Here is a 20,025-nt window from a genome sequence, read left to right on the forward strand (position 1 = left end):
CGGGGGGGGGGGGGTTGATGACGCGGCATTTTTAAACCCCGCGCCGGGGGGTCGGGGACCCGGGTTAAGGGGGGCTGTCGGGGGTTTCCGGGGCGGGGGGGGCCCCCGGGCCCCGGCCCCTCCGCCCGGTCCCGTTCTACTGGGGCGGGGAGTTCGGCGCGACGCTGGCGGCCGGTGGCCTGTCCCTGCCGCAGCCGGGCGGACGCAGCCGCGGCGGCCTCGGCGAGGCGCCCGGCGCGGCCCCGGCCGAGGACACCGACAGCGAGCGCTGGGCCGACCTGTACCGCGATCCGCTCGTCGAACTGGCCCTGGTCGCCGCCGAAGGCCCGGCCGCCCCCGGCGAACTGCCCTTGGGCGCCGTGATCCCCGGGGAGCGTCCCCGGGCGCTGCTGGCCGCCCTCGACGGGAAGACGGCCGGTGTCGCCGAACGCAGCGGCGTACCGGAACGGCACCTGGCCGAGGCCGCTCTGGCGCTCGCCCGCAGCCCGCTGCCGGGCCGGGCGGCGAGCGGTCTGCCCGACGACGAGGACCTCGCCCTGCTGCTGGCCCGGGCGGTGGTCGCGGCGGCGCTGTCCGCCGTACTCGCCGAGGACGCGCCCGTCGTCCCCGACGGCGGGGCCCGGGACGCGGCCGTGGCGGCCCTGGCCGAACTCATGGGGGCCCGGCCTGCGGGCTCCGAGCGGGGCCTCGGAGCACTGCTCGCCCGGCCGGCGCTCCGGCTCGCCTCGCACGCCGCGGTCCGGCGCCGCCGGGCGCTGACCGAGGCCGCCCATCCGGCCGCCGCCGACGTCTTGCGCTACCTGGCCCGGGGCGGGGCCGTACGGCAGAGGCTGCGGGAACTGATCGAGGAGCTGCCGGCACCGGTGGTCGTGGTCGGGCACAGCCTCGGCGGCATCATCGCCCTGGACACCCTGGTCACCGCGCCGCTGCCGCACGTGGAACTGCTGGTCACGGTGGGGTCCCAGGGGCCGTTCCTGTACGAGAGCGGGGCCCTGCCCGGGCTCACCCACCCACAGCCGCTGCCGCGGCACGTGCCCGACTGGCTGAACGTCTATGACCGGCGGGACCTGCTCGGCTACCTCGGGGCGGGGCTGTTCCCCGACCGGGTGACCGACGTCGAGGTAGACAACCGGCAGCCGTTCCCGGCCGCGCACAGCGCCTACTGGACCAATCCGGCCGTCTACCGCGAGATCGCGGCCCGACTGTCGTGACGGGGACCGCGGCTCCGCCCGCGCCGGAGCGCACCTTCGCGGTGGTCGTGGGCATCGAACGGTACGCCGCCGGGGGCGGCTGGGACCTGCCCGGGCCCGCCGGGGACGCCCTGCGCTTCCGGTCCTGGCTGCTGCGAGCCGGCGTACCGGAGCAGAACGTCCTGCTCCACCTCGACCCGCTGACCGATCCGGGCGTACCGTACCGGCCCGCCGACCACGCGACGCTGCGGCAGCTGGTGGTGTCCGGGCTGCACTCCCTGCGGGGCGAGGCGCTGTGGGTGTGGTGGGGCGGGCACGGGGTGCTGGACCGGGCGGAGCGGTTGCGGCTGTTCTGCGCGGACGCCGCCACCGCCGACAAGCGCAACCTCGACCTGGACTCGATGCGCCGGACCCTGGCCAGCGACGCGTTGCCCGGCTTCGGCCGGCAGATCTGGATCGTGGACGCCTGCCAGACGTTCGAGGAGGAGTACGGCTTCCAGCACACGCTGCCCGCCGAGACGCTGCCCGTGGGACGGCGGGTGCAGTCCCACGACCAGACGCTGCTGCTGGCGGCGACCCGGGGACAGCGGGCCGTGAACGATCCCGCCCGCGGCACAGGTCTGTTCTCGGCCAGTGTCCTGGAGGCCCTTGACAGCGGGCGCGGCGCGGTCGGCGCGGGCGCGCCGCAGTGGCCGGATCCGGAGGCACTGTTCCGGGACGTCCGGGAGCGGGTGGAGCACCTGCGGGCCGAGCGGCGTACCGAGCAGCTGCCGATGCTCTGGTTCTACGGGCCCCAGCGGTCCGAGCACCCGGCGCCACCGGCCCCCGCGGCGGCGGGACCGCGGGGCGCAGCAGGGGTGGCGAACGCACCCGCCCGGCCGATGGAACGCCTGATCGGCGCCCTGCTCGCCTACCCGATGATGACCGACCCCGAGGAACGGCAGGCGATCGTCGAGGAGTTGGGCGAGGCAACCCGCACCGTGGAACGGATGCGCAGGCACGCCAAGCCGCGCACCGACCTCATCGGGATCGTCCGGGCCCTGAGCGAGGTGCCCGGAGAGCTGTGGCTGCTCCACGCCGCGGTCACCCTGCTGGACGACGACGAGCAGCGGGCCGTGGCCCTGGAGGCGGCCGTCCACGCGTGTGCCGGACCGCGACCCGCCGGGTGACGGGCCGGGACAGTGTCAAATGGCTTGATCACATGGGCTTTTCGACACAGCCCCCGTTCGTCATCATGGAGGTGACTCCGGCAGCGCCGGCGACACGCCCCGCCCGATCGGTGGGAGAGGGGCACATGAAGGGGGAAGCACGTTGCATGAGCCGGCCAGCGCGGACCGTCCCGGTGCGGACCGCGCCGAGCACGTCGAATCCGATCTCGCGGATCTGACCGGGGTGAGCCTCGCCGCGATGCGCGGCGTTCCCGCGCAGGTGCGCAGCCGACGGCTGCTCGCCCAGGCCCGCCGTGCCCGGAGCAACACCATGGGGCACAGCAATCCGACCGGCGGGGCCAGGGCCGAGTAGATGGCGCCGCAGGAGCACGAAGCGCGGTTACGGATGCCCGCCGCCCGGTTCGACGAACTCGCCTCGGGCGGCGGCTCCCCCGAAGCGGTCGCGTTCCTGGTCCGCGCCGAACGCACCAGGCGCCTGATGCTCCTGGGTGAGCTGCTGGACCGGCTGAACGAACTGCCGGACGCACTGGGCGAACTGGGCCCGGTCGCACCGGTCTGGGAGCTGTTCGCCGAGGCGGCCGAAGCCGAACCGGACGCGTGCGAGGCCTTGTTGATGAGCCCGCACATGGGCTGCTGGACGGCGCACATGGTGCGTCGCCTCCACGGCACGGCGGGCGGCCCGCCGCTGTGGGCGGATGCCGGGCACCTGTGCGCCCTCTCGCTGACCGCACGCATCCTTGCCGGGCTGGACGTCGAGCTGGACGTGCCCCTGCTGGACGGCGGGCTGTCCCTGCCCACCCTGGGCCTGGCCCGGATCGGCGGTCTTCAGGGCCACGGCACGGCCCGGGCCCGGCTGCGGGACGGCGATCTGCACCTGGCCTCGGGCGGCCGCACGATCCTGGTCCGCCCGCTGGACGGGGCCTGGCGCAGCCACTGGACCCCGGCGCGCACCTTCGCCGGCACCTCGACCTGGCTGGACGACCTGGACCCGTACCGCGACCTGGACGAACCGGTCACCCCGCAGCCGCTGTCCGGGGCGGAGGCGGAGCGCTGGCAACGGCTGTACACCGAGGCCGCGGCCATCCTGGCGGGTCCCTCGCCGGACGCGCCGGGCGGGCTGCGGGTGGCCGAGATCCGGCGCATCGTCCCCGCGGACCTCCCGGAGCCGGGCGGGCCGACCCGTACGGCATCGACCGCGCCGGGCCCCGCCCCCACCGACGTACTGGTCAGCGCGACCACCTCGGACGCCTTCGGTTCCATGGTCGTCTCCCGCCCGCCCGACGCGCTGGCACTCGCCGAGGCGATGGTGCACGAGTTCCAGCACAGCAAGCTCGGGGCGCTGCTCCATCTCTTCCCCCTGCTCCACGACGACGGCGCCGAGATCCACTACGCGCCGTGGCGGCCCGACCCGCGTCACGCCACCGGGCTGCTGCACGGCGCGTACGCGTTCACGGGGGTCACCGGTTTCTGGCGTGACCGTATGGCCGACCCGGAGGCGGACCCCGGGATCGCGGGGTTCCACTTCGCGCTGCGCCGCCTGCAGACCCGTCTGATCGTCCGTACGCTGCTGACCCGGGCCCGGCTCACCGCACCCGGCACCCGGCTGCTGCACGGGCTGGCGGCCACCCTCGACGGCTGGCTCCGCGAGCCCGTGGCACCGCGGACGGCGGAGCGGGCGCGGGGCGCCGCACAGAGCCACCTCGTCGAGTGGCGGCTGCGCAACCTGCGCTGCGACGAGCCCGAACGGGCCGCGCTGGTCTCGGCGTTCGCCGCGGGCGGCGCTCCCCCGCCGGCCGGTGCCCACCGGCCGGTCCTGGCCGGCCCGCCGGGGCCGTGGCACGACCCGCGCGCCCGCCTCTACCGCGATCCGCCGCACGCGCCGGCCGGTGCGGACGCCCAGCTCGTCGCCGGGGCCCCGCGCACGGCCCGGGCCCTCTACGCCGAGACCCTGCGCCGCTCCCCCACGGATCCGCACGCCCTCAGCGGCTGGCTGCTGGCCGAGGCCGCGCTCACCCCGGCCCACCGGCGCCTCTTGTCCCGCCCGGAACGCCTGGCGGCCCTGGCCCCGGGCACGCCGGAGGAACTACGGGAGGCCGCCGCCTGGCTGGCGGGGGCGTAGTCCCTGCGCTCGGCCGGCGCGCCGGCTCGGCCCGCGTCGTGTGGTCCGCGCCGGGGGTGTTCCGGGAGGGGGGCTGTTGAGGCGGCTCGCTGGGGGCGCCGAGGTGGGCGAGTACCGCGAGGACACGCCGGTGGCCGCTGTCCTCGGGCGGGAGGTCGAGCTTCACGAAGACGTTCCCCACGTGCTCGTGCACGGCCCGCTCGGTGACGACGAGGCGATCGGCGATCTCGGTGTTGCCGCATCCCTGGGCCATCATCGCGAGTACTTCGCGTTCGCGTTCCGTGAGCCGGGCCAACGGGCTGCCGCGTGTCACGAGCAGTTGCCGGACCACGTCGGGGTCCAGTGCCGTTCCGCCGGCCGCCACGCGGTGCAGCGCGTCGAGGAAGTCGTCGACGCGGGCGACGCGGTCCTTGAGCAGGCAGCCGACACCGGTACCATCGGCGATCAGCTCGCGGGCGTACGTGTCCTCGGCGTACTGGGAGAGCACGAGGACCGGGAGGCCGGGGACCCGTTCCCCGGCCCGCAGCACGGCCCTGATGCCCTCGTCGGTGAAGGTCGGGGGCGGGCGGACGTCCACCACCGCGACGTCCGGCCGGTGGGCGACCGCTGCCGCCACGAAGGACTCGGCGTCCTCGGTCGTGGCGAGCACCTCGTTGCCCAGGGCCTCCAGCATCGCGGAAAGTCCTTGCGCGAGCAGGGCGTTGTCTTCTGCGATCGGGATGCGCACGGGCACTCCAGGGTGATCACGGTGGGGCCGCCGGGCGGGCTCTGCACCCGCAGTACGCCGTCGACCGCCTCGCTGCGCTGCCGCATGCCGCGCAACCCGGTGCCGCGGCCCTCGGCCGCTCCGCCTCGGCCGTCGTCGATGATCTCCGCGCGGACCGTGCCGCCGACCCCGGTCAGGGTGACCGCCACGGAATCGGCGTGTCCGTGCTTGGCCGCGTGGGTGAGCGCCTCGGTGATGGCGAAGCACACGGCGACCTCGACCTGCGCGGGTACGTCGCCGAGTTCGCCGAGTCGACCGGTGGCGGGTAGCGGGCAGCGGGCGAGGACCGCCGAGACCACGCCGGCGAGACCCCGGTCGGCGAGGACCGGCGGGTGGACGGAGCGCAGGTCCCGGCCGGTCGCCGGGTCCGACAGCACCGCCACCAGCACGCCACCGGGGGCCGCGCGAGGCCGTGCGGGCCCTCGGGCTCGCACGGGCCACACCGTGGCGGCACGAAGTCCGCTCCGTCGCGATCGCGGTCACGATCCCGCTCGGCCTCACCGCCGTCGGCCTGACCGTTTCCACGCTCGTCGGCTGGTACGCCCCCGCGCACGTGCCCGGCGCCGGCACGCTCGCTCCGCTCCTGCTGAGCGAGCGTGCAGGTGTCCGTTCCGCTGTACTTCGGCGAGGAACTCGGCCGGCAGGGCTACCTGCTGCCCCGGTTGCTACGCCACGGCAGGATCCGCGGCCTGCTGATCGGCGGCGCGATCCGGGGGGCGTGGCACGTTCCGATGACCGCGCTCGGCGGAAGCCACCCCGGGCGTCCGCTGCTGCTGGGCATACCCGTCGCCGTGGTGACCGCCGTGCTGCTCGGAACGGTGATCGCCGCGGTCCGGCTGTCCACCGGGGCGGTGTGGGCGGCCGTCGCCGCGCACCTGTCGCTCAACGAGTTCGCGCTGCCACTGACCCGGCACGTCTCGGCCCGGGTCGTCGACCCGCTGCTCGCCGGGCCGCTGAGCGTCACGACCTGGTCGGCGAGCTCGCTCGCCGTGCTGGGCCTGTGGCTGGCCCACCGCCGGCGAAACGCTGGCTCGCCCGTTCCCACCGGGCCCGCGTGACCTCGTACTCGACCTCGCCGTGCTCGGAGCCTTCGATCGCCTCGGGCCAGTCGCCGGTGAAGTGCCTCACGAACGAAAGGCCGGACTTCTCCATCACGCCACGGGACGCGGCGTTGACGGCCATCGTGTTCGCCGTGACCCGCTCGACGTCCAGGTCGGTGAACCCCTTGCGGATCAGGGCCCGCGATCCTTCGGTGGCGTAGCCGCGCCCCCACGCCGCCCGGCGCAGCCGGTAGCCGAGCTCGACCACGGCAGGGCTGTGCTCCTCCAACGGCCGGAACTCGAACCAGCCCAGGAAGGTGCCCGTCGACTTCTCCCGTGCGGCCCAGTATCCGCGCGTCCCCCAGCAGGCGTAGTCGTGCAGGAGCCGGGGCATGGTCACCGTCTCGATCGTCTGGTGGCTGGTGGGGCGGCCGCCGTTGATGAAGCGCATGACCTCGGGGTCGTTGTCCAGGGCGAACAGGTGGCCGGTGTCGGCCTCCGTGAACGCGCGCAGGACGAGCCGGTCGGTCTCCAGGAAATCGCTCATGCCGTGATCTTCACCATCGGCCTGCCGGGCCTGCCACCCCTTTTCCGACCTGGCTCCGACAGCGGTCCGCGGACACGTGCCGACCGGGACGCAACCGCTTTCGACTCCCTCGGGACCGGGGGACTTGGTGCTGGTCGGCGGCGCGTCCGGCCGGGTGGCGGTCAGCACTGCCAGAGGAATGCGGCCCGGCCGCAGGGGGTGCAGGCGTGCGCGTAGCCGCGTCCGGAGCCGAAGTTCATCGCGGTGACGGGGTCGGGGCCTTCTGCCAGTTCGGCGAGGAAGTCCATGGGCTGTGCGCAGGCGGGGCAGTCGGGTGTCTCGTCGTACTGGAGCCAGTCGGGCGTACCGCCGAGCCGGCCCAGGATCGTCGCGCCGGCGGGTGCCGTCTGCGCGGCTACGGCGGCGCGGACGGTTCCGAGTCCGAGGAGGTCCCGAGCCGCGCCGTCGGGGGCCGGTACGGGCCGCAGGCCGTCGGCGGGCAGCAGCAGGGCGAGGTTGCCGCCCGCGCCGGGGCTCCACTGTGCGCACTGTCCGGGGCGGTTCGCACACATGAACAGGGTCAGCATCCCCGCGGTGGGGGCGGTGTGGCCGGGGAGGTCGCCGAGGTGGATCTGGGCGAGGAACTGCAGGGGCGCGGCGCATACGGCGCAGGCCGGCCATGCGGTGCCGACGGGGGCCAGGGGGACGCCGCCGATACGGGTGACCGGGGCGTCCGGGGCGACCGGCCCGCCATCGAGGAGGAGCATCGTCATGGCGGGAATGTATGCGCAGGGGTGCGGCGGGTCGGGAGGTGGGGGCGGTCATCGACACTCGATGAGAGGGAGCAGCTCGCCCGCAGGCCGGGCCGGCGCAGGTCACGTATGGGATCGAGGACGACCGGAGCCGGCCCCCGTAGGCGGCGTTCTGCACCGGTGCGCTGGTGGCGCTTGCGGGTGCCCGCGCCGCCTCCCGGCGGGCGGGGCGGGTCGCTCCGCTGGAGGCGCTGCGCGAGGCCGCGACGGACGAGCGGCCGATGACCCCGGGCCGGTGGGCGGCCGGGGCCGTCCCCTCCTCCGCCGCTCACACTCTTCTGCATCGCCCGGGCGCGGCGGCGGCCTGACCCCGGGCGCAGGACCAGGCCGGGCCGCCGGGGCCACGGGACTGCGAGGCCCGTGCCCGGTGCGGGGCCGCGGGACTCGGCGGTCCGGCTGCTCAGCGCTGTGTGCGGCGGGTGAGGCGGGCGCGGCGGGCGACCGCGAGGTCGAGCACGTCGTCGACGGCGGTCCGGGGCGGGCTGTCGAGTTCGGCGGCGTGGCTGTGCAGCATCGAGACCAGGTGCCGGCCGACCGACGGGGCTTCGGCGGGGATGCCTCGGTCGAGGGCGGCGTCGAGCATGGCGGCGAGTTCACGGGTGTGGTGGGCGAGGGCGGCGGCTGCGAGCCGCGCTGCTTCAGCGGGCCGGTGGCGGCGGGCGAGCCGGCGGGCGAGGGTGGCGCACGCTTCTCCGGGCAGGGCCGCGCGCAGCTGCTCGGCGTCGAGCTCGTCGGCGAGGCGGCGCAGCATGGCGGCGGCGGTGGCGCGCGGGAGGTTCGAGCGTACGTCGGCGGGGCCCTGGTTGGGCAGCGTGACGATCAGACGGTGCGTGTCGAGGGAGGCAACGGTGACGACGTCGGGCGTGCGGGTCAACGGGGCGGGTCTCCTTCCGGGTTCGGGGTACTGCTCACGGGCGCGGGCCGGCAGCGTCCGGCCGTGCGGACCGGCCGTGCCGAGGAGCTGGGTTCGGGGGCCGGCAGGCCTCTTGGGGGCGAGGTCCTCGAACAGCTTGCACGACCGGCGGACTGCGGTGGTGTCGCGGATGACGTGCTCCCGGGTGCGGTGGACCTGGGCGTCGTGCGGCCGCGCCGGACCGCGGCGGACCGCCGGACGCGCCGTACGTCCGGCCTGTGGTTCCGGTGACGGCCGCCACCTGCAGGGAGGTCTTGGCGCCTTCGGGAATGGGGGCGGACGGCGGCGCGAAGCAGCGGCCGGGTCAATGGGGTCGCGGTTGCCGTTGCCGCCCCGGGTGAGAACGTTGGTGCGGGTGAGTACGGGCAGCGCCGGGCATGGCCTTCCTCCTTTGGGCTGAGGGCGTCCGGCGGGCGAGGCCCTCGTGCGAGCCGGGGCATGCCCCGTTCGGGGGACCTCGACGTCCCACCACGACGACGCCGGACATCCAGGACGGGACGTTTCTCCACCGGACCGTGGCCGCCGGCCGCGGAGCAACGGCGGCCGGAAAGTGGGGAGATCATGCCTCGCATGGCGTTGCTGAAGAGTTTCCGGTGCCCCCGGTCGACGAGCATGAGCGGTACCCCGTGGCAGGGTGCGGTGGCGCCGGCCCCGGCAGGAGGGGCACGGTGATTCCCGTGCAGGGCGGGCGGGACGCCCGGCACGTGCGGGTCGCGGTGATCGGGGCGGGGTTCTCTGGGCTCGGCGCGGCCATCCGGCTGCGTGAGGCGGGGTATCGCGACGTGGTGGTGCTGGAGAAGGCACAACAGCTGGGCGGTACGTGGCGGGAGAACACCTATCCGGGCTGTGCCTGCGACGTACCCTCGACGCTCTACAGCTACTCCTTCACCCCGGACACGGCCTGGAGCCGCGTGTTCGCCGGCCAGGAGGAGATCCGCACCTACCTCGCCACCACGGCCGAGCGGTACGGCCTCGCGGAGGTGCTGCGCTGCGGCGTGGTCCTGCGCACGGCCCGGTGGGATGCGGTGGCCGGGCGCTGGCGGCTGGAGACCAGCGACGGTTCCTACAGCGCCGCGGTCCTGGTCATGGCCACCGGTCCGTGGCACGTCCCGCGCCCGTTGGACGTGCCGGGGCTCGACGGATTCGCCGGCCCCGTCCTGCACACCGCCCGGTGGGACGACGGCATCGATGTGGCCGGGAAGCGGGTGAGCGTGGTCGGCAGCGGCGCCTCGGCCGTGCAGGTCGTCCCCGCCATCACCGAACGGGCGGCGGCGGTGCACCTCTTCCAGCGCACCCCCCAGTGGGTGCTGCCCAAGCCCGACCTGGCCCTGTCCCCCGCGTTCCACCGGGTGGTGGGCCGGCTGCTCGGCGCCCGCCGCGCCCTGCGCGCGTCCCAGTACGCCCTCCAGGAAGGCTTCGGCTGTGCCTTCCGCCACCCCGGGCTGGCCCGCCTCCTCGAAGCCGGGGCCCGGGCACACCTTCGGCTCTCCGTTCCCGATCCGCGGCTGCGCCGGGCCCTCACGCCCGACTACCGGCTGGGGTGCAAGCGTCTGCTCACCTCCAGCACCTACTACCCCGCCCTGCGCCGGCCGCACGTGCGCCTGCACCCCACCGCGGTGAGCGCCGTGCGGGGCAACGAGATCGTCGGCGCCGACGGCACGGCCGCCGAGACCGACGTCCTCATCACCGCCACCGGATTCCGCGTCGGCGAACTCCCCCTGGCCAAAACCCTGTACGGGACGGACGGCCGGAGCCTGCACGACGTCTGGGGCGGCGAGCCGCAGGCCTACCTCGGCACCACCGTCAGCGGCTTCCCCAACCTCTTCCTGCTGCTGGGGCCCAACCTGCTCGGCGGATCCACGTCCGCCATCACCGTGCTGGAAGCCCAACTCGGCTACCTCACCGCAGCCCTGGCCCATCTCGACCGGAACGGCAGCCCGGCCCTGGAGGTCCGGCCCGGGGTTCAGGACGCCCACAACAGCGCCGTACAAGCGGCACTGGCGACCACGGTCTACAACACCGGCGGCTGCACCAGCTACTACCTCACCTCCAGCGGCCGCAACACCTTCGCCTGGCCCTGGTCCACCCCTCGGCTCACGCGCCGCCTCAACCGCTTCGACCCCGCCGCCTACGACTGGCAGCCCGCACTCGCTCCCGTGCCCGCCCCACGGGCGGCGCAGGACGACGCCGTCCCGGCCCCCGCCCACGGGCAGCCGAGCTGACGCGGCGGGTGGGGCCGGCTCAGCCCAGCGCGCGGTCGAGGTTGAAGGCGGCGCTGATCAGCGAGAGGTGGGTGAAGGCCTGCGGGAAGTTGCCGAGCTGTTCGCCGGTCGGGCCGATCTCCTCCGCGAACAGACCGAGGTGGTTGGCGTAGGTGAGCATCTTCTCGAAGGCGAGCCTGGCCTCCTCCAGCCGGCCGGCGCGGGCCAGCGCCTCCACGTACCAGAAGGAGCAGATCGAGAAGGTGCCCTCGGGGCCGTGCAGGCCGTCCGGGCTGGTGGTCGGGTCGTAGCGGTAGACGAGGGAGTCGGAGACCAGGTCCGTGGTGAGTGCGTCCAGGGTGGAGAGCCACTTGGGGTCGGTGGGCGAGACGAACTTGGCCATCGGCATCATCAGCAGCGAGGCGTCCAGCACGTGGCCGTCCAGCCCTTGGACGAACGCTGCCCGCTCGGCCGACCAGCCGCGCCGCATGATCTGCCGGTAGATGGCGTCCCGGGATTCCCGCCAGCGGGTCAGGTCGGCCGGCAGACCGCGGCGGTTCGCCATGCGCATCGCGCGCTCCAGCGCCACCCAGCACATCAGCCGCGAGTACACGAAGTTCCGCCGGCCCGCCCTGGTCTCCCACACTCCCTCGTCGGGCTGGTCCCAGTGCTCGCACAGCCAGTCCACCACGGCACCGACCTCGTCCCAGCGGTCGCTGCTGATCGGCTGCCCCCACTTGTCGTAGAGGTAGATCGAGTCGATCAGCGCACCGTAGATGTCCAGCTGGAGCTGGCCGGTGGCGGCGTTGCCCACCCGGACCGGCGCGGAGCCGAGGTATCCCTCCAGGTGCGCGAGCTCGTATTCGGGCAGGTCGGTGCGCCCGTCGATGCCGTACATGATCTGCAACGGACCGGTGTCCCCCGTGCCGCGCAGGATGCCCCGCTCGGAGATGAACCCCATGAACGCCTCGGCCTCCGAGGTGAACCCCAGGCGCAGCATCGCGTAGACGCAGAAGGCGGCGTCGCGGACCCAGACGTAGCGGTAGTCCCAGTTGCGCTCGCCGCCGATCTGCTCGGGCAGGCTGGTGGTCGGTGCGGCGACGATCGCACCGGTCGGTGCGTAGGTGAGCAGCTTCAGCAGCAGCGCGGAGCGGTTGACCATCTCCCGCCACCGCCCGTGGTAGCGCGAGCCGGCCAGCCAGTGGCGCCAGAAGCGGACGGTCGCCTCGGCCTGCTCCTGCGCCTCGGCGCGCGGGCACGACCGGGGCGGGACGTCGTCGCCGACCTGGTCGAGGGCGAACACGTGGGACTCTCCCTCAAGGAGCTTGAAGTGCGACCACACGTCCAGGCCGTCGGTTTCCAGGGGTGCGGTGGCGGTCAGCGCGAGCGTCAGTGACGGGGAACGGAACACCGCCGTGTGGCCTTCGAGGTGCGTGGTGTGCGCTTCGGCGCCGTAGCCGAAGCGGGGGGCGATCCGCGCCCCGAACGGAAGGGTTCCGCGGACGCAGATCACCCGCCGGATCAGCCGGTGCCGGGCCGCCTCGCGCGATTCGTCGACCACCGGCATGAAGTCCTGGATCTCCGCCACCCCGTCCGCCGCGAAGAACCGCGTGATCAGCACGTTCGTGTCGGGGAAGTAGAACTGTCTGGTTCGGGTGGGGACCTCGGCGGCCAGCTCGAACGACCCTCCGCGGTCGGCGTCGAGGATGGACCCGAAGACGCTGGGCGCATCGAAGCGCGGGCAGCAGTACCAGTCGATGGTGCCGTTCGTGCCGACCAGGGCGGTCGTACGGAGGTCACCGATCAGGCCGTGCTCGGAGATCGGGGTGTAACGGCCGCCTTCCGCCTGCCCGAAACCAGTCGTGTCGAACGCCATGACGGCCTCCCTGCCGCTGCGGCCCGGGCCTGGAGGCGTACGTACCGGCGCGGAGCGGGCCCGGTCGGCAGCCGCTCCGGGTGAAGACGGGTTTCGGCGACGGGTGCCGCGCGTCTGAACAGGACCGCAACCCTGCCCCGAGGGCGGGCACCAGTGGTCCAGACCTGACTGTTCTCCCCGCATCAGCGCGGATACCGGGAGATGGCCCCAGCGTACGCCTCCGTCGTGGACTCCGCGCCGTCCCCGGCGAACCGCTCGCGGCCGGCCCGGTCAGGACCTGCCCGGTGCAGCGCCGGTCACCCGGTGGGAGGCGTAGCGGACCCATGCGTCCGTCAGGTCCTGCAGGACGGCCCGCGCGGCATCGGCGCCCTCCAGGTGGTCCGTGAAGGTCCGAAGCCGGTCAGGGCCCACCGGCCAGTGCGGATCCGCGGAGGCCAGCCTGGCCAGCTCCCCGATCGCCCCTTCGTCCGTCACGTGGCGCAACAGCCACGCCGTGAACCCACCCATCGGGCCACCCCAATGTCCGAAGCCGTCAGATCCGGCCGAAGCTGCCGCGCAGCGACGAGGCCGGCGTTCATCCCTCACGTGGAGCGGCCGAGCACTGAGCGCCAAGCACCGAGCACCGGACGCCACGGCGCCGCGGCGCACGATACGCGATCACCACCGGCAACCGGAACAGACATGGCAGGTTCCGGACTGCCGGCTACGACACGAGCCCGCGGCCACGTCGCGGACGGCCACGGTGGAGGCCGGACGGCCGGGCCGGCTCGGGTTCAGGGGGTGAGCATGCCGTCCTGCTCCACCGGGGGCGTCCCACCGTGCCAGTCCAGGGCTTTGCCGAAGCGGATCAGCTCCCCGTAGAGGGCGGGATCGACGTGCTCGGTGAAGACGAGGTCGAGGATCGTGCGCGCCGCCTCGGACGGTGACCGGGCCTGGCTGTAGTCGCTGAACCACGGCCGTGAAGTGGCCGTGTCGACCATGCCGGGGCAGACCGCGGCGATCAGGGTGCCGGTGGCGAGGTCGTGCTCGCGGCGTACGGCGGCGACGGCGCGCACGGCGGCCACCTGGGCCACCTTCGAGGGAACGTTCAGCCAGCGCGGCCACCCCGCCTCCTGCGCGGTGTTGTGGTGGACGGCGGTGCGCCAGGACTCGACGGCGTACTCGACCTGGTCGAGGGTCGCGCCGTCGAACAAGTGCCGGAGCCGTGGGTCGAGGCGGCCGAGGGTGCCCAGGCTGCTCGCCACCACGAGCAGCCGGCCGCCCGGGCGCAGGACGGGCCCGAAGAAGCGCAGGGCGGCGTGGGTGGCGGTGTTGGACACGTCGATGAACTCGTCGGCCCTCGCGGCCTGCGACTCGTCCGGCAGCAGGCGCGCGACGGCGTTGGAGATCACCACGTCGACGCCGCCGTACCGGACCCGCAGTTCGCCGGCCAGCTCGGTGATGGAGTCGGTGTCGGTGACGTCGAGGACCCGGCCCCGTACCCGGGCGCGGGTACCGGGCAGCCGCCCGGCCTCGCGGGCGGCCTGCATGACCCGCGGTTCACTGCGGCCGGTGAGCAGGACCAGGTCCTCGCCGCCCATACGGGCCGCGAGGCCTTCGACGAGGGCCCGGCCGAGGCCCTGGTTGGCGCCCGTGACGAGGGCGATCCGGGGAGGGTTCATGTCCGTGACGCTAGGAACCGCCGGTCCATGAGTCCAACGAAACTTGTGCACACGTGGTATGCGTGAACGTCATGGACTTCACGGATGTGTCGCTGACCTCGCTGCGGGTGTTCCGCGCCGTCGCCGAGCGGGGAACGTTCACCGCGGCCGCGGAATCGCTGGGGTACACCCAGTCGGCGGTGTCCCGGCAGATCGCCTCGATCGAGCGGGCCGCGGGCGGCGAGCTGCTGGAGCGGCGGCGCGACGGTGTCCGGCTGACGCCGGCCGGACGGATCGTCATGCGCCGGGCGACGGTGGTGCTCGACGAGATCGAGGCGACCGCGCGGGAGCTGTCCGGCCGGCCCGAACCGGGCGGCACCGTGCGTCTGGGCTGGCTGCCCACCGCCGGTACGACCCTGGTTCCGCAGGCCCTCGCCGCGCTGCGGCGCAGCGACCCCGGCCTGCGCGTGATCAGCCGCGAAGGGACCACCCCGGCACTGGTACGGGCCCTGCGGGCGGGCAGCATCGATCTCGCCCTGCTGGCGTCGGCGCCTCCGTTCCGCACGCCGGATGACGAGTCGCCCCCGCTGGCGCTCCAGACGCTCACGGAACGCGCCCTCTGCCTGGCCGTCCCCGCGGCCCACCCGCTGGCCCGCGGGGACTACGTCGACGTGGCCGACCTGCGCGGACAGCAGTGGATCGCGGGGCCTCCGTCGGGCACGGACCGGCTCATGGGGGTGTGGCCGGGCCTGGACGAGCGGCCCGAGATCGTTCACACGGCCCGTGACTGGCTGGCGAAGCTCCACCTCGTGGCCGCGGGCTGCGGGCTCACGACCGTGACCGCCGGGCTGGCCTCCGCCGCACCCCCCGGCGTCCGCGTCCTGCCGGTGCGCGGCGGCCCGCAGGAGCTGCGGCGGCTGCTCCTCGCCCGGCTCCCCCAGCCGCCGGCGGAGCCCGTGACCCGCCTGGCGGCCGCACTGCGAACCGCCGCCCTCGACAACGCCGCTGACGCCCCCTGAACACGTCGAGGAGAGCCTGCGTCCCGGCGGTCCCCCGAGTCCTGTTGTCCGTGGCCTGCGGCATGATGCCGGGCACTCGACGGCGTGCCCGACAAGGGCCCCGAGGCCGTCCCCGACGAAGGATGCCCCGTGCCTCCCGAGCGACCGCCGATGCCTCCCCGCTCAAGGCTGCCCTCGACGCGGTGTGGCACGCGCTGCACACGTACGGCGAGCACTACCCGGAGCTGCTGCACGAGATCCGACGGGCTTGCGCCCGGGGGCACAGCCGTGCACAACCGGCTGGAGCGGTCGTTCGGGGTCAGCGAGGGGTGAGGAGGCAGAACTCGTTGCCTTCCGGGTCGGCCAGTACCGTCCAGGGGATGGCTGACTGGTCGATACCTGGGTCGGTGGCTCCCAGGGCGCGCAGCCGGGCCGCCTCCGCTGCCAGGTCGTCACCGGGGTAGGGGCGGACGTCGAGGTGGACGCGGTTCCACCCGCTCTTGGTGTCGGGGGTGCGGAGGAATTCCAGGTAGGGACCGACGCCTTGGGCGGAGCGCATGGTCGCCTGGTCGTCGGTCACCTGGTGGAGCGTCCAGTCCATCGCCTCGCCCCAGAACCGGGCCATCTCCCGCGGGTCGGTGCAGTCGACGACCACCGCGGCGATCGGCCCGGTGTCCCGGTAGACCGGGCGGGGTTCCAGGACGCAGAACTCGTTGCCCTCGGGGTCCGCCATGACCGTCCAGGGGACGTCGCCCTGACCCACGTCGGCGAGCGTCGCGCCGAGATCCCGCAGGCGGGCGACCAACTCCGTCTGATGGGCGGTCGAGGTGGTGGCCAGATCGAGGTGCACCCGGTTCTTGACCGTCTTGGGCTCGGGACCGGCGACGATGTCGATGCAGACGGCCACGGGGTCGGGGTAGGTGAACCCCACCGGTTCGAGATTGGTCACGCCGGGTCCCTCGCTGTCCACACCCCAGCCGAGTGCCTCCGCCCAGAACCGGCCGAGCGCGGAGTCGTCCCGGGCCTTCATCGTGATCTGCACAAGTCGTGTTGCCATGCCGCAGATCCTAAGAGCTGCCCCTGGCCCGCGCCGTGACGCGGCCGCCCCCGGTGTGGGTGGCGGCGCGCTCAAGGTCTGCGAAGGCGGCCCGCCGCCGGTGGCTCGGGCGTCAGGACGCGGGCTGGTGGAGCCAGGGTGCGCTGGTCGCCCAGAACATCACGTCCGCGCCCAGCCGCCGGCCGCCGAAGTCGACGAACTCCTCCTTGGTGTAAGGCTTCCCGGTCGAAGGGTCGGTGTACTCGAAGTCCGGTTCCTGGACCGCCATCGCCACCATGGGGAGCAGCCCGCGGTACCGCTCGAAGAAGGGGTAGGAGTTTTCCATCTGCGCCTGCCGGTTCGGCAGGACGTCCGGTCCGCCCAGACCCACACCGTGGGCCTGGGCGAATGCGAAGGTCCGCGCCATGTAGCCGTGGTCGTTGTTCCACTCGCCGGGCCAGAAGTTCACGTACTGGATGAACTTCGTCCGCTTGAAGACCTTGGCGCCGAAGGCCATGTTGTCGAGTTCGGCCCGGAAGTACGACTCGTCGGTGTAGCCGCTGTGGTCCTTGGCCGGATCCACTTGGGTGGCGGTCTCCGGAAGGTTCACCCCGGCCAGACGCCCGTCGAAGCGGTCGGCCAGCGCCTTGAGCAGGCTCTGGAAGCGCCGGCGCACCTCGGGGTTCCACTGGGCTGCGACGGCTCCGGGTTCGCCGGGCCCCAGTCCGCTCTCGTTGGTGGTCGCCGCGGCGCCGCCCGCGTACTGCGGTTCCGTGAGCAGGTAGTTCGGGAGCCGTGTGGGGGCGCTGAAGAACCGGTCCTGTACCTGGACGAACAGCTTCTTGTGGCGGGCCTGGAGGTAGCTGAGGGCTTCTTCCACCGCGGAGAAGTCGTACTGGCCCTTCTGCGGTTCCAGGGCCTTCCAGGGCACGACCACCTGCACACCTGCGATGTCGGGGCGGTCGGCCAAGGGCTTGACTTCGGTGTCGAAGTCCCCGATCGAGGAGTAGAGGTACTGGGCAGGAGCCGGAGCCGGAGCCGGGGTCCGGGTCACGGGCCCGGAGCCGGCGGGAGCCGCTGCGGCCGTCGGCGCGAGGCCGGAGGGCGAGAGGGTCGCGGCGAGGAGAACGCCGAGCACGGTGGAGAGTCGTCGGGTCGTCATGAGCGGCGAGAGTAGGAAGCGATCCTAAGAAGATCGTAAGACCGCCGATGCCGGCCGGCCGACCTGTCCGCGGACTCGCTGCGGACAGGTCGGGCGCGAGCGTGCCGCCGTGCTGCGTGGTGTCGCCGCCGTGTTCAGTTGCTCGTTGTGGCCAGCTTCGCGGCGAAGCCGAGGAATACCGCTCCTGCAGCCGTCGTGAGGCCCGCCGACAGCTTCCGCCGGCGGCGGAACTGCGAGGCGAGGTACGTGCCGCTGAAGATCAGCACGGTGACGTAGGCGATGCTGATGACCTGGTAGACGACGGCGAGCAGCGCGAAGGACAGCCCCGGGTAGGGGTACTGCGGATCGACGAACTGAACGAAGAACGAGATGAAGAACAAGATCGCCTTCGGGTTCAGCAGGGTGATCACCAGGGACCGCCGGAACAGCTTGTCGCCCGCCGACGGATCGGGCCCGGGTGCGGACTCCTGCGCGGTATGGCGGTTGCGGCGCCGCCACATCGCCCACGCCGCCCGGATCATGCCCACCGCGATCCAGGTCAGGTAGCCGGCGCCGGCATACTTCACGACGGCGAACACCAGCTCGTTGGCCTGTAGCAGGGAAGCGAGCCCGGCAGCCGTCGCCACCATGAGCAGGGTCTCGCCCAGGAACACCCCTGTCGCGGAGCGGTAGCCGGCCCTGACCCCCAGGCGTGCGGCGACCGACAGCGTGAACAAGGAACTCGGCCCGGGCAGCAGAATGATCAGCAGCGCCCCCAGGGCATACGTCAGCGGATTCTGCACTCCCAGCATTTCGGCACCCTTCTCCTCGCCCACCGGCGTCCGGTGGGCGACCGCGCCCGGAACGGCACGGCTATCCGACATTGTTTCCCGTGCGCACGTTGTGTGCGCTCACCAACGCATCCACCTCACTGATGCGCTCAAGGGCGTACCCCTCGGTGATGTGGGTGAACTTGTCCGCCCAGAAAGCGCCCAGCTCGTCGATGTCGAGCAAGTCCTGATCACCGAACCTGGCGGACATCTCCTCCCTGTCCTGCCGCGTCACGGTGATGCCCAGAGCAGCCAGGTAGCCGTCGATCTCTTCGCTGCTCTTGAAGAAGTTCGGCCGCTCGTAGTCGACCAGCAAATCCCATGCGGGACTGTTGGGCAACGGAATAAACCGCGAGAACTCCACCGAGGAGAGCTCCACCTCCCCGAGCATCTGGCGGATCCCGGCGATGGTGCGGTCCAGGGTCTCCGGCCGTTCGCCCGGCGCTCCGGCGATGTACGAGGCGTGAACCGAGATACCGGCTTTGTTCAGCATGCGGATGGCTTCGAGATTGGTCTCGCCGGTCGTCTTGTTCTTGCGCTGAGCCTCGAGCATTTCGGGGTCGGCGGCGTCCAGCCCGATATTGGCACGTGTGACGCCCAGCCGGCGGAGCTTGTCCACGTTGTTGCGCTTGGTCAGTCCGAGGGCGCGCGCGTAGACCATGACCTCCAGCTCGCCGTCGTCGATGCGGCGCTTCAGGTGCGGCGGTGTGGCGTCGATGAGGGCGTCCACGTAGCGGGGGCTGGCGGTGAAGCTGTCGTAGACCTCGAAGAAGAGGTTGATGCCATGCTCGCGGTTGTACTGGTCGACCGTCTTCCAGAATCCCCGGGGATCACCCGTGTTGACGGTCAGATCCGCGATGGAGCAGTAGGTGCACCGCTTGTGACCGTTTTCGCAGCCACGGGCGTTGTTCACCGTCACCGGCCGCACATGATGGCCGTGGAGATGACCGAACTGCTCTCGGTAGTTCTCGGCATAGACGTCGAGCACGTCGTCTATGAAGGTCAGATCGGGAATCGTGTTGCGCAGCGAGAGCGCGTACTTGGGCGCGGGATTGACCTGCACCCTGCCGTCCCGCCGATAGGCGAGTGACGACACCTCGGATAACAAGCCCGTGCCGTCGAGGAGCGTGCGGATCAGTTCCACGAACGGGATCTCGCCACCGTCGTTGGCGATGACGTAGTCGATCTGCGGCCGGTTGCGAAGAATCATCTCGGGGAAGAAGATCGCATGGTCGTCACCGAGAACCACCTCGGCCCCGCACGCCTTGGCCGTCTCGGCGATTTTCAGGGCCTCCGAGTAGGTGGGTGTGAGCGCGCTGATGCCGACGACATCGGGCGCGAAATCCCGCACGGACTGCTGGACGGTCTCGGTGTTGCCGATGCCGCCGTCGACGACCCGGATGTCGACGCGGTCGCCCAGCGCATCCCGCGTCGCCGTGGCGAGCTGGACGATCCCTATGTGCGGGTAGCAAGCGTAGTTGGACGCGTTCCTGTTGTCGGTGGGGTTGGGGGCGTTCGCGAGCAGTAGCTTCAGCGTCATTCCATCACCATGTGCAGGGGGAGCGAAGCGGACGGCTGGCGGCAGCACGTCCGCACGGATCATGAACATTTGCACACGGGATATGCTTGTACGAGGCACCTATCGGCCAGCGTGGCACTTGAAACCGGACATCCTGGTTCCGCGGACTCCCCCGCCGGGGGGGGCCGGCAAGCCCCCCGCCGCCCCGGGGGTGGCGGGCGCGCGAGGCGGCCGAGGGCGCGGGGGGCC

The 20,025-nt window shown here is 72.8% G+C and carries 19 protein-coding genes and 1 pseudogene; 8 read left to right on the top strand and 12 right to left on the bottom strand.

The window, feature by feature from the left end; genetic code table 11:
• The first annotated feature begins 359 nt into the window (after window positions 1-359).
• From ACFXA3_RS09325 to ACFXA3_RS09340, 4 genes are all read left to right on the top strand, one after another.
• Window positions 360-1,211, top strand: a complete 852-nt coding sequence (locus ACFXA3_RS09325; RefSeq protein WP_385184155.1) for an alpha/beta fold hydrolase — start codon at window positions 360-362, stop codon at window positions 1,209-1,211.
• Complete coding sequence (locus ACFXA3_RS09330) at window positions 1,208-2,359, top strand: caspase family protein (RefSeq protein ID WP_385184156.1); 1,152 nt, start codon at window positions 1,208-1,210, stop codon at window positions 2,357-2,359. The genes ACFXA3_RS09325 and ACFXA3_RS09330 overlap by 4 nt, the downstream gene beginning before the upstream one ends.
• A gap of 142 nt (window positions 2,360-2,501) precedes the next feature.
• Window positions 2,502-2,711, top strand: coding sequence for an aldo/keto reductase (locus ACFXA3_RS09335; RefSeq protein WP_385184158.1), 210 nt, complete (start codon window positions 2,502-2,504; stop codon window positions 2,709-2,711).
• Window positions 2,712-2,744: 33 nt separating this feature from the next.
• Window positions 2,745-4,478, top strand: a complete 1,734-nt coding sequence (locus ACFXA3_RS09340) for an HEXXH motif domain-containing protein (protein ID WP_385184160.1) — start codon at window positions 2,745-2,747, stop codon at window positions 4,476-4,478.
• Here the strand turns inward: ACFXA3_RS09340 and ACFXA3_RS09345 are convergent.
• Together ACFXA3_RS09345 and ACFXA3_RS09350 are read right to left on the bottom strand one after the other, a co-directional pair.
• On the bottom strand, window positions 4,369-5,205 hold the full coding sequence (locus tag ACFXA3_RS09345; RefSeq protein ID WP_385184163.1) for a LuxR C-terminal-related transcriptional regulator: 837 nt from the start codon (window positions 5,203-5,205) through the stop codon (window positions 4,369-4,371). The two genes, ACFXA3_RS09340 and ACFXA3_RS09345, sit on opposite strands and share 110 nt — an antisense overlap.
• A gap of 59 nt (window positions 5,206-5,264) precedes the next feature.
• A pseudogene (locus ACFXA3_RS09350) lies at window positions 5,265-5,453 on the bottom strand (sensor histidine kinase); the annotation flags it as partial.
• A 393-nt stretch (window positions 5,454-5,846) separates the two neighbouring features.
• Between ACFXA3_RS09350 and ACFXA3_RS09355 the strand changes: the two are divergent.
• Window positions 5,847-6,302, top strand: a complete 456-nt coding sequence (locus tag ACFXA3_RS09355) for a CPBP family intramembrane glutamic endopeptidase (RefSeq protein ID WP_385184166.1) — start codon at window positions 5,847-5,849, stop codon at window positions 6,300-6,302.
• Here ACFXA3_RS09355 and ACFXA3_RS09360 read toward each other — a convergent pair.
• The 3 genes from ACFXA3_RS09360 to ACFXA3_RS09370 form a co-directional block, all read right to left on the bottom strand.
• A complete protein-coding gene (locus tag ACFXA3_RS09360; protein WP_385184169.1) occupies window positions 6,205-6,831 on the bottom strand; it encodes a GNAT family N-acetyltransferase in 627 nt (208 codons plus the stop codon). The genes ACFXA3_RS09355 and ACFXA3_RS09360 overlap by 98 nt on opposite strands.
• A 161-nt stretch (window positions 6,832-6,992) precedes the next feature.
• Complete coding sequence (locus ACFXA3_RS09365; protein ID WP_385184172.1) at window positions 6,993-7,583, bottom strand: DUF1963 domain-containing protein; 591 nt, start codon at window positions 7,581-7,583, stop codon at window positions 6,993-6,995.
• 439 nt (window positions 7,584-8,022) lie between these two features.
• Window positions 8,023-8,496, bottom strand: a complete 474-nt coding sequence (locus ACFXA3_RS09370; protein WP_385184175.1) for a hypothetical protein — start codon at window positions 8,494-8,496, stop codon at window positions 8,023-8,025.
• 63 nt (window positions 8,497-8,559) lie between these two features.
• On the opposite strand from ACFXA3_RS09370, the gene ACFXA3_RS09375 reads away from it, so the two are divergent.
• Window positions 8,560-8,766 carry a hypothetical protein gene (locus ACFXA3_RS09375; RefSeq protein WP_385184177.1) on the top strand — a complete coding sequence of 69 codons (207 nt, stop codon included), beginning with the start codon at window positions 8,560-8,562 and terminating at the stop codon, window positions 8,764-8,766.
• A gap of 437 nt (window positions 8,767-9,203) precedes the next feature.
• Entirely contained in the window at window positions 9,204-10,757 is a 1,554-nt protein-coding gene (locus ACFXA3_RS09380) for a flavin-containing monooxygenase (protein WP_385184179.1), read from the top strand.
• Window positions 10,758-10,776: 19 nt separating this feature from the next.
• On the opposite strand, the gene ACFXA3_RS09385 is transcribed toward ACFXA3_RS09380, so the two are convergent.
• From ACFXA3_RS09385 to ACFXA3_RS09395, 3 genes are all read right to left on the bottom strand, one after another.
• Window positions 10,777-12,612 carry a glycoside hydrolase family 15 protein gene (locus ACFXA3_RS09385; protein WP_385184181.1) on the bottom strand — a complete coding sequence of 612 codons (1,836 nt, stop codon included), beginning with the start codon at window positions 12,610-12,612 and terminating at the stop codon, window positions 10,777-10,779.
• A 270-nt stretch (window positions 12,613-12,882) separates the two neighbouring features.
• The gene (locus tag ACFXA3_RS09390) at window positions 12,883-13,119 is read right to left on the bottom strand and encodes a hypothetical protein (protein ID WP_385184184.1); all 237 of its coding nucleotides are present in this window, start codon (window positions 13,117-13,119) and stop codon (window positions 12,883-12,885) included.
• A gap of 266 nt (window positions 13,120-13,385) precedes the next feature.
• Window positions 13,386-14,273 (bottom strand): SDR family NAD(P)-dependent oxidoreductase, encoded by an 888-nt coding sequence (locus ACFXA3_RS09395; protein ID WP_385184187.1) that lies wholly within the window; start codon window positions 14,271-14,273, stop codon window positions 13,386-13,388.
• A gap of 71 nt (window positions 14,274-14,344) precedes the next feature.
• On the opposite strand from ACFXA3_RS09395, the gene ACFXA3_RS09400 reads away from it, so the two are divergent.
• On the top strand, window positions 14,345-15,271 hold the full coding sequence (locus tag ACFXA3_RS09400) for a LysR family transcriptional regulator (RefSeq protein WP_385184190.1): 927 nt from the start codon (window positions 14,345-14,347) through the stop codon (window positions 15,269-15,271).
• Between the two features lie 298 nt (window positions 15,272-15,569).
• Here ACFXA3_RS09400 and ACFXA3_RS09405 read toward each other — a convergent pair whose 3' ends face one another.
• From ACFXA3_RS09405 to ACFXA3_RS09420, 4 genes are all read right to left on the bottom strand, one after another.
• On the bottom strand, window positions 15,570-16,307 hold the full coding sequence (locus ACFXA3_RS09405) for a VOC family protein (RefSeq protein WP_385184193.1): 738 nt from the start codon (window positions 16,305-16,307) through the stop codon (window positions 15,570-15,572).
• 112 nt (window positions 16,308-16,419) lie between these two features.
• A complete protein-coding gene (locus tag ACFXA3_RS09410; protein WP_385184195.1) occupies window positions 16,420-17,448 on the bottom strand; it encodes a hypothetical protein in 1,029 nt (342 codons plus the stop codon).
• A 134-nt stretch (window positions 17,449-17,582) separates the two neighbouring features.
• Entirely contained in the window at window positions 17,583-18,239 is a 657-nt protein-coding gene (gene leuE / locus ACFXA3_RS09415) for a leucine efflux protein LeuE (RefSeq protein ID WP_385184201.1), read from the bottom strand.
• Between the two features lie 61 nt (window positions 18,240-18,300).
• Window positions 18,301-19,860 carry a B12-binding domain-containing radical SAM protein gene (locus tag ACFXA3_RS09420; RefSeq protein WP_385184198.1) on the bottom strand — a complete coding sequence of 520 codons (1,560 nt, stop codon included), beginning with the start codon at window positions 19,858-19,860 and terminating at the stop codon, window positions 18,301-18,303.
• Window positions 19,861-20,025: the final 165 nt, after the last annotated feature.

Source organism: Streptomyces sp. NPDC059456 (assembly GCF_042750055.1).
Taxonomy (GTDB): Bacteria; Actinomycetota; Actinomycetes; order Streptomycetales; family Streptomycetaceae; genus Streptomyces.

Coding starts and splice junctions, on each gene's coding strand:
- ACFXA3_RS09340 (WP_385184160.1), top strand. CDS start 2,745: ATGCCCGCCGCCCGGTTCGACGAACTCGCCTCGGGCGGCGGCTCCCCC.
- ACFXA3_RS09360 (WP_385184169.1), bottom strand. CDS start 6,831: ATGAGCGATTTCCTGGAGACCGACCGGCTCGTCCTGCGCGCGTTCACG.
- ACFXA3_RS09365 (WP_385184172.1), bottom strand. CDS start 7,583: ATGACGATGCTCCTCCTCGATGGCGGGCCGGTCGCCCCGGACGCCCCG.
- ACFXA3_RS09385 (WP_385184181.1), bottom strand. CDS start 12,612: ATGGCGTTCGACACGACTGGTTTCGGGCAGGCGGAAGGCGGCCGTTAC.
- ACFXA3_RS09390 (WP_385184184.1), bottom strand. CDS start 13,119: ATGGGTGGGTTCACGGCGTGGCTGTTGCGCCACGTGACGGACGAAGGG.
- ACFXA3_RS09395 (WP_385184187.1), bottom strand. CDS start 14,273: ATGAACCCTCCCCGGATCGCCCTCGTCACGGGCGCCAACCAGGGCCTC.
- ACFXA3_RS09400 (WP_385184190.1), top strand. CDS start 14,345: ATGGACTTCACGGATGTGTCGCTGACCTCGCTGCGGGTGTTCCGCGCC.
- ACFXA3_RS09405 (WP_385184193.1), bottom strand. CDS start 16,307: ATGGCAACACGACTTGTGCAGATCACGATGAAGGCCCGGGACGACTCC.
- ACFXA3_RS09410 (WP_385184195.1), bottom strand. CDS start 17,448: ATGACGACCCGACGACTCTCCACCGTGCTCGGCGTTCTCCTCGCCGCG.
- leuE (WP_385184201.1), bottom strand. CDS start 18,239: ATGCTGGGAGTGCAGAATCCGCTGACGTATGCCCTGGGGGCGCTGCTG.
- ACFXA3_RS09420 (WP_385184198.1), bottom strand. CDS start 19,860: ATGATCCGTGCGGACGTGCTGCCGCCAGCCGTCCGCTTCGCTCCCCCT.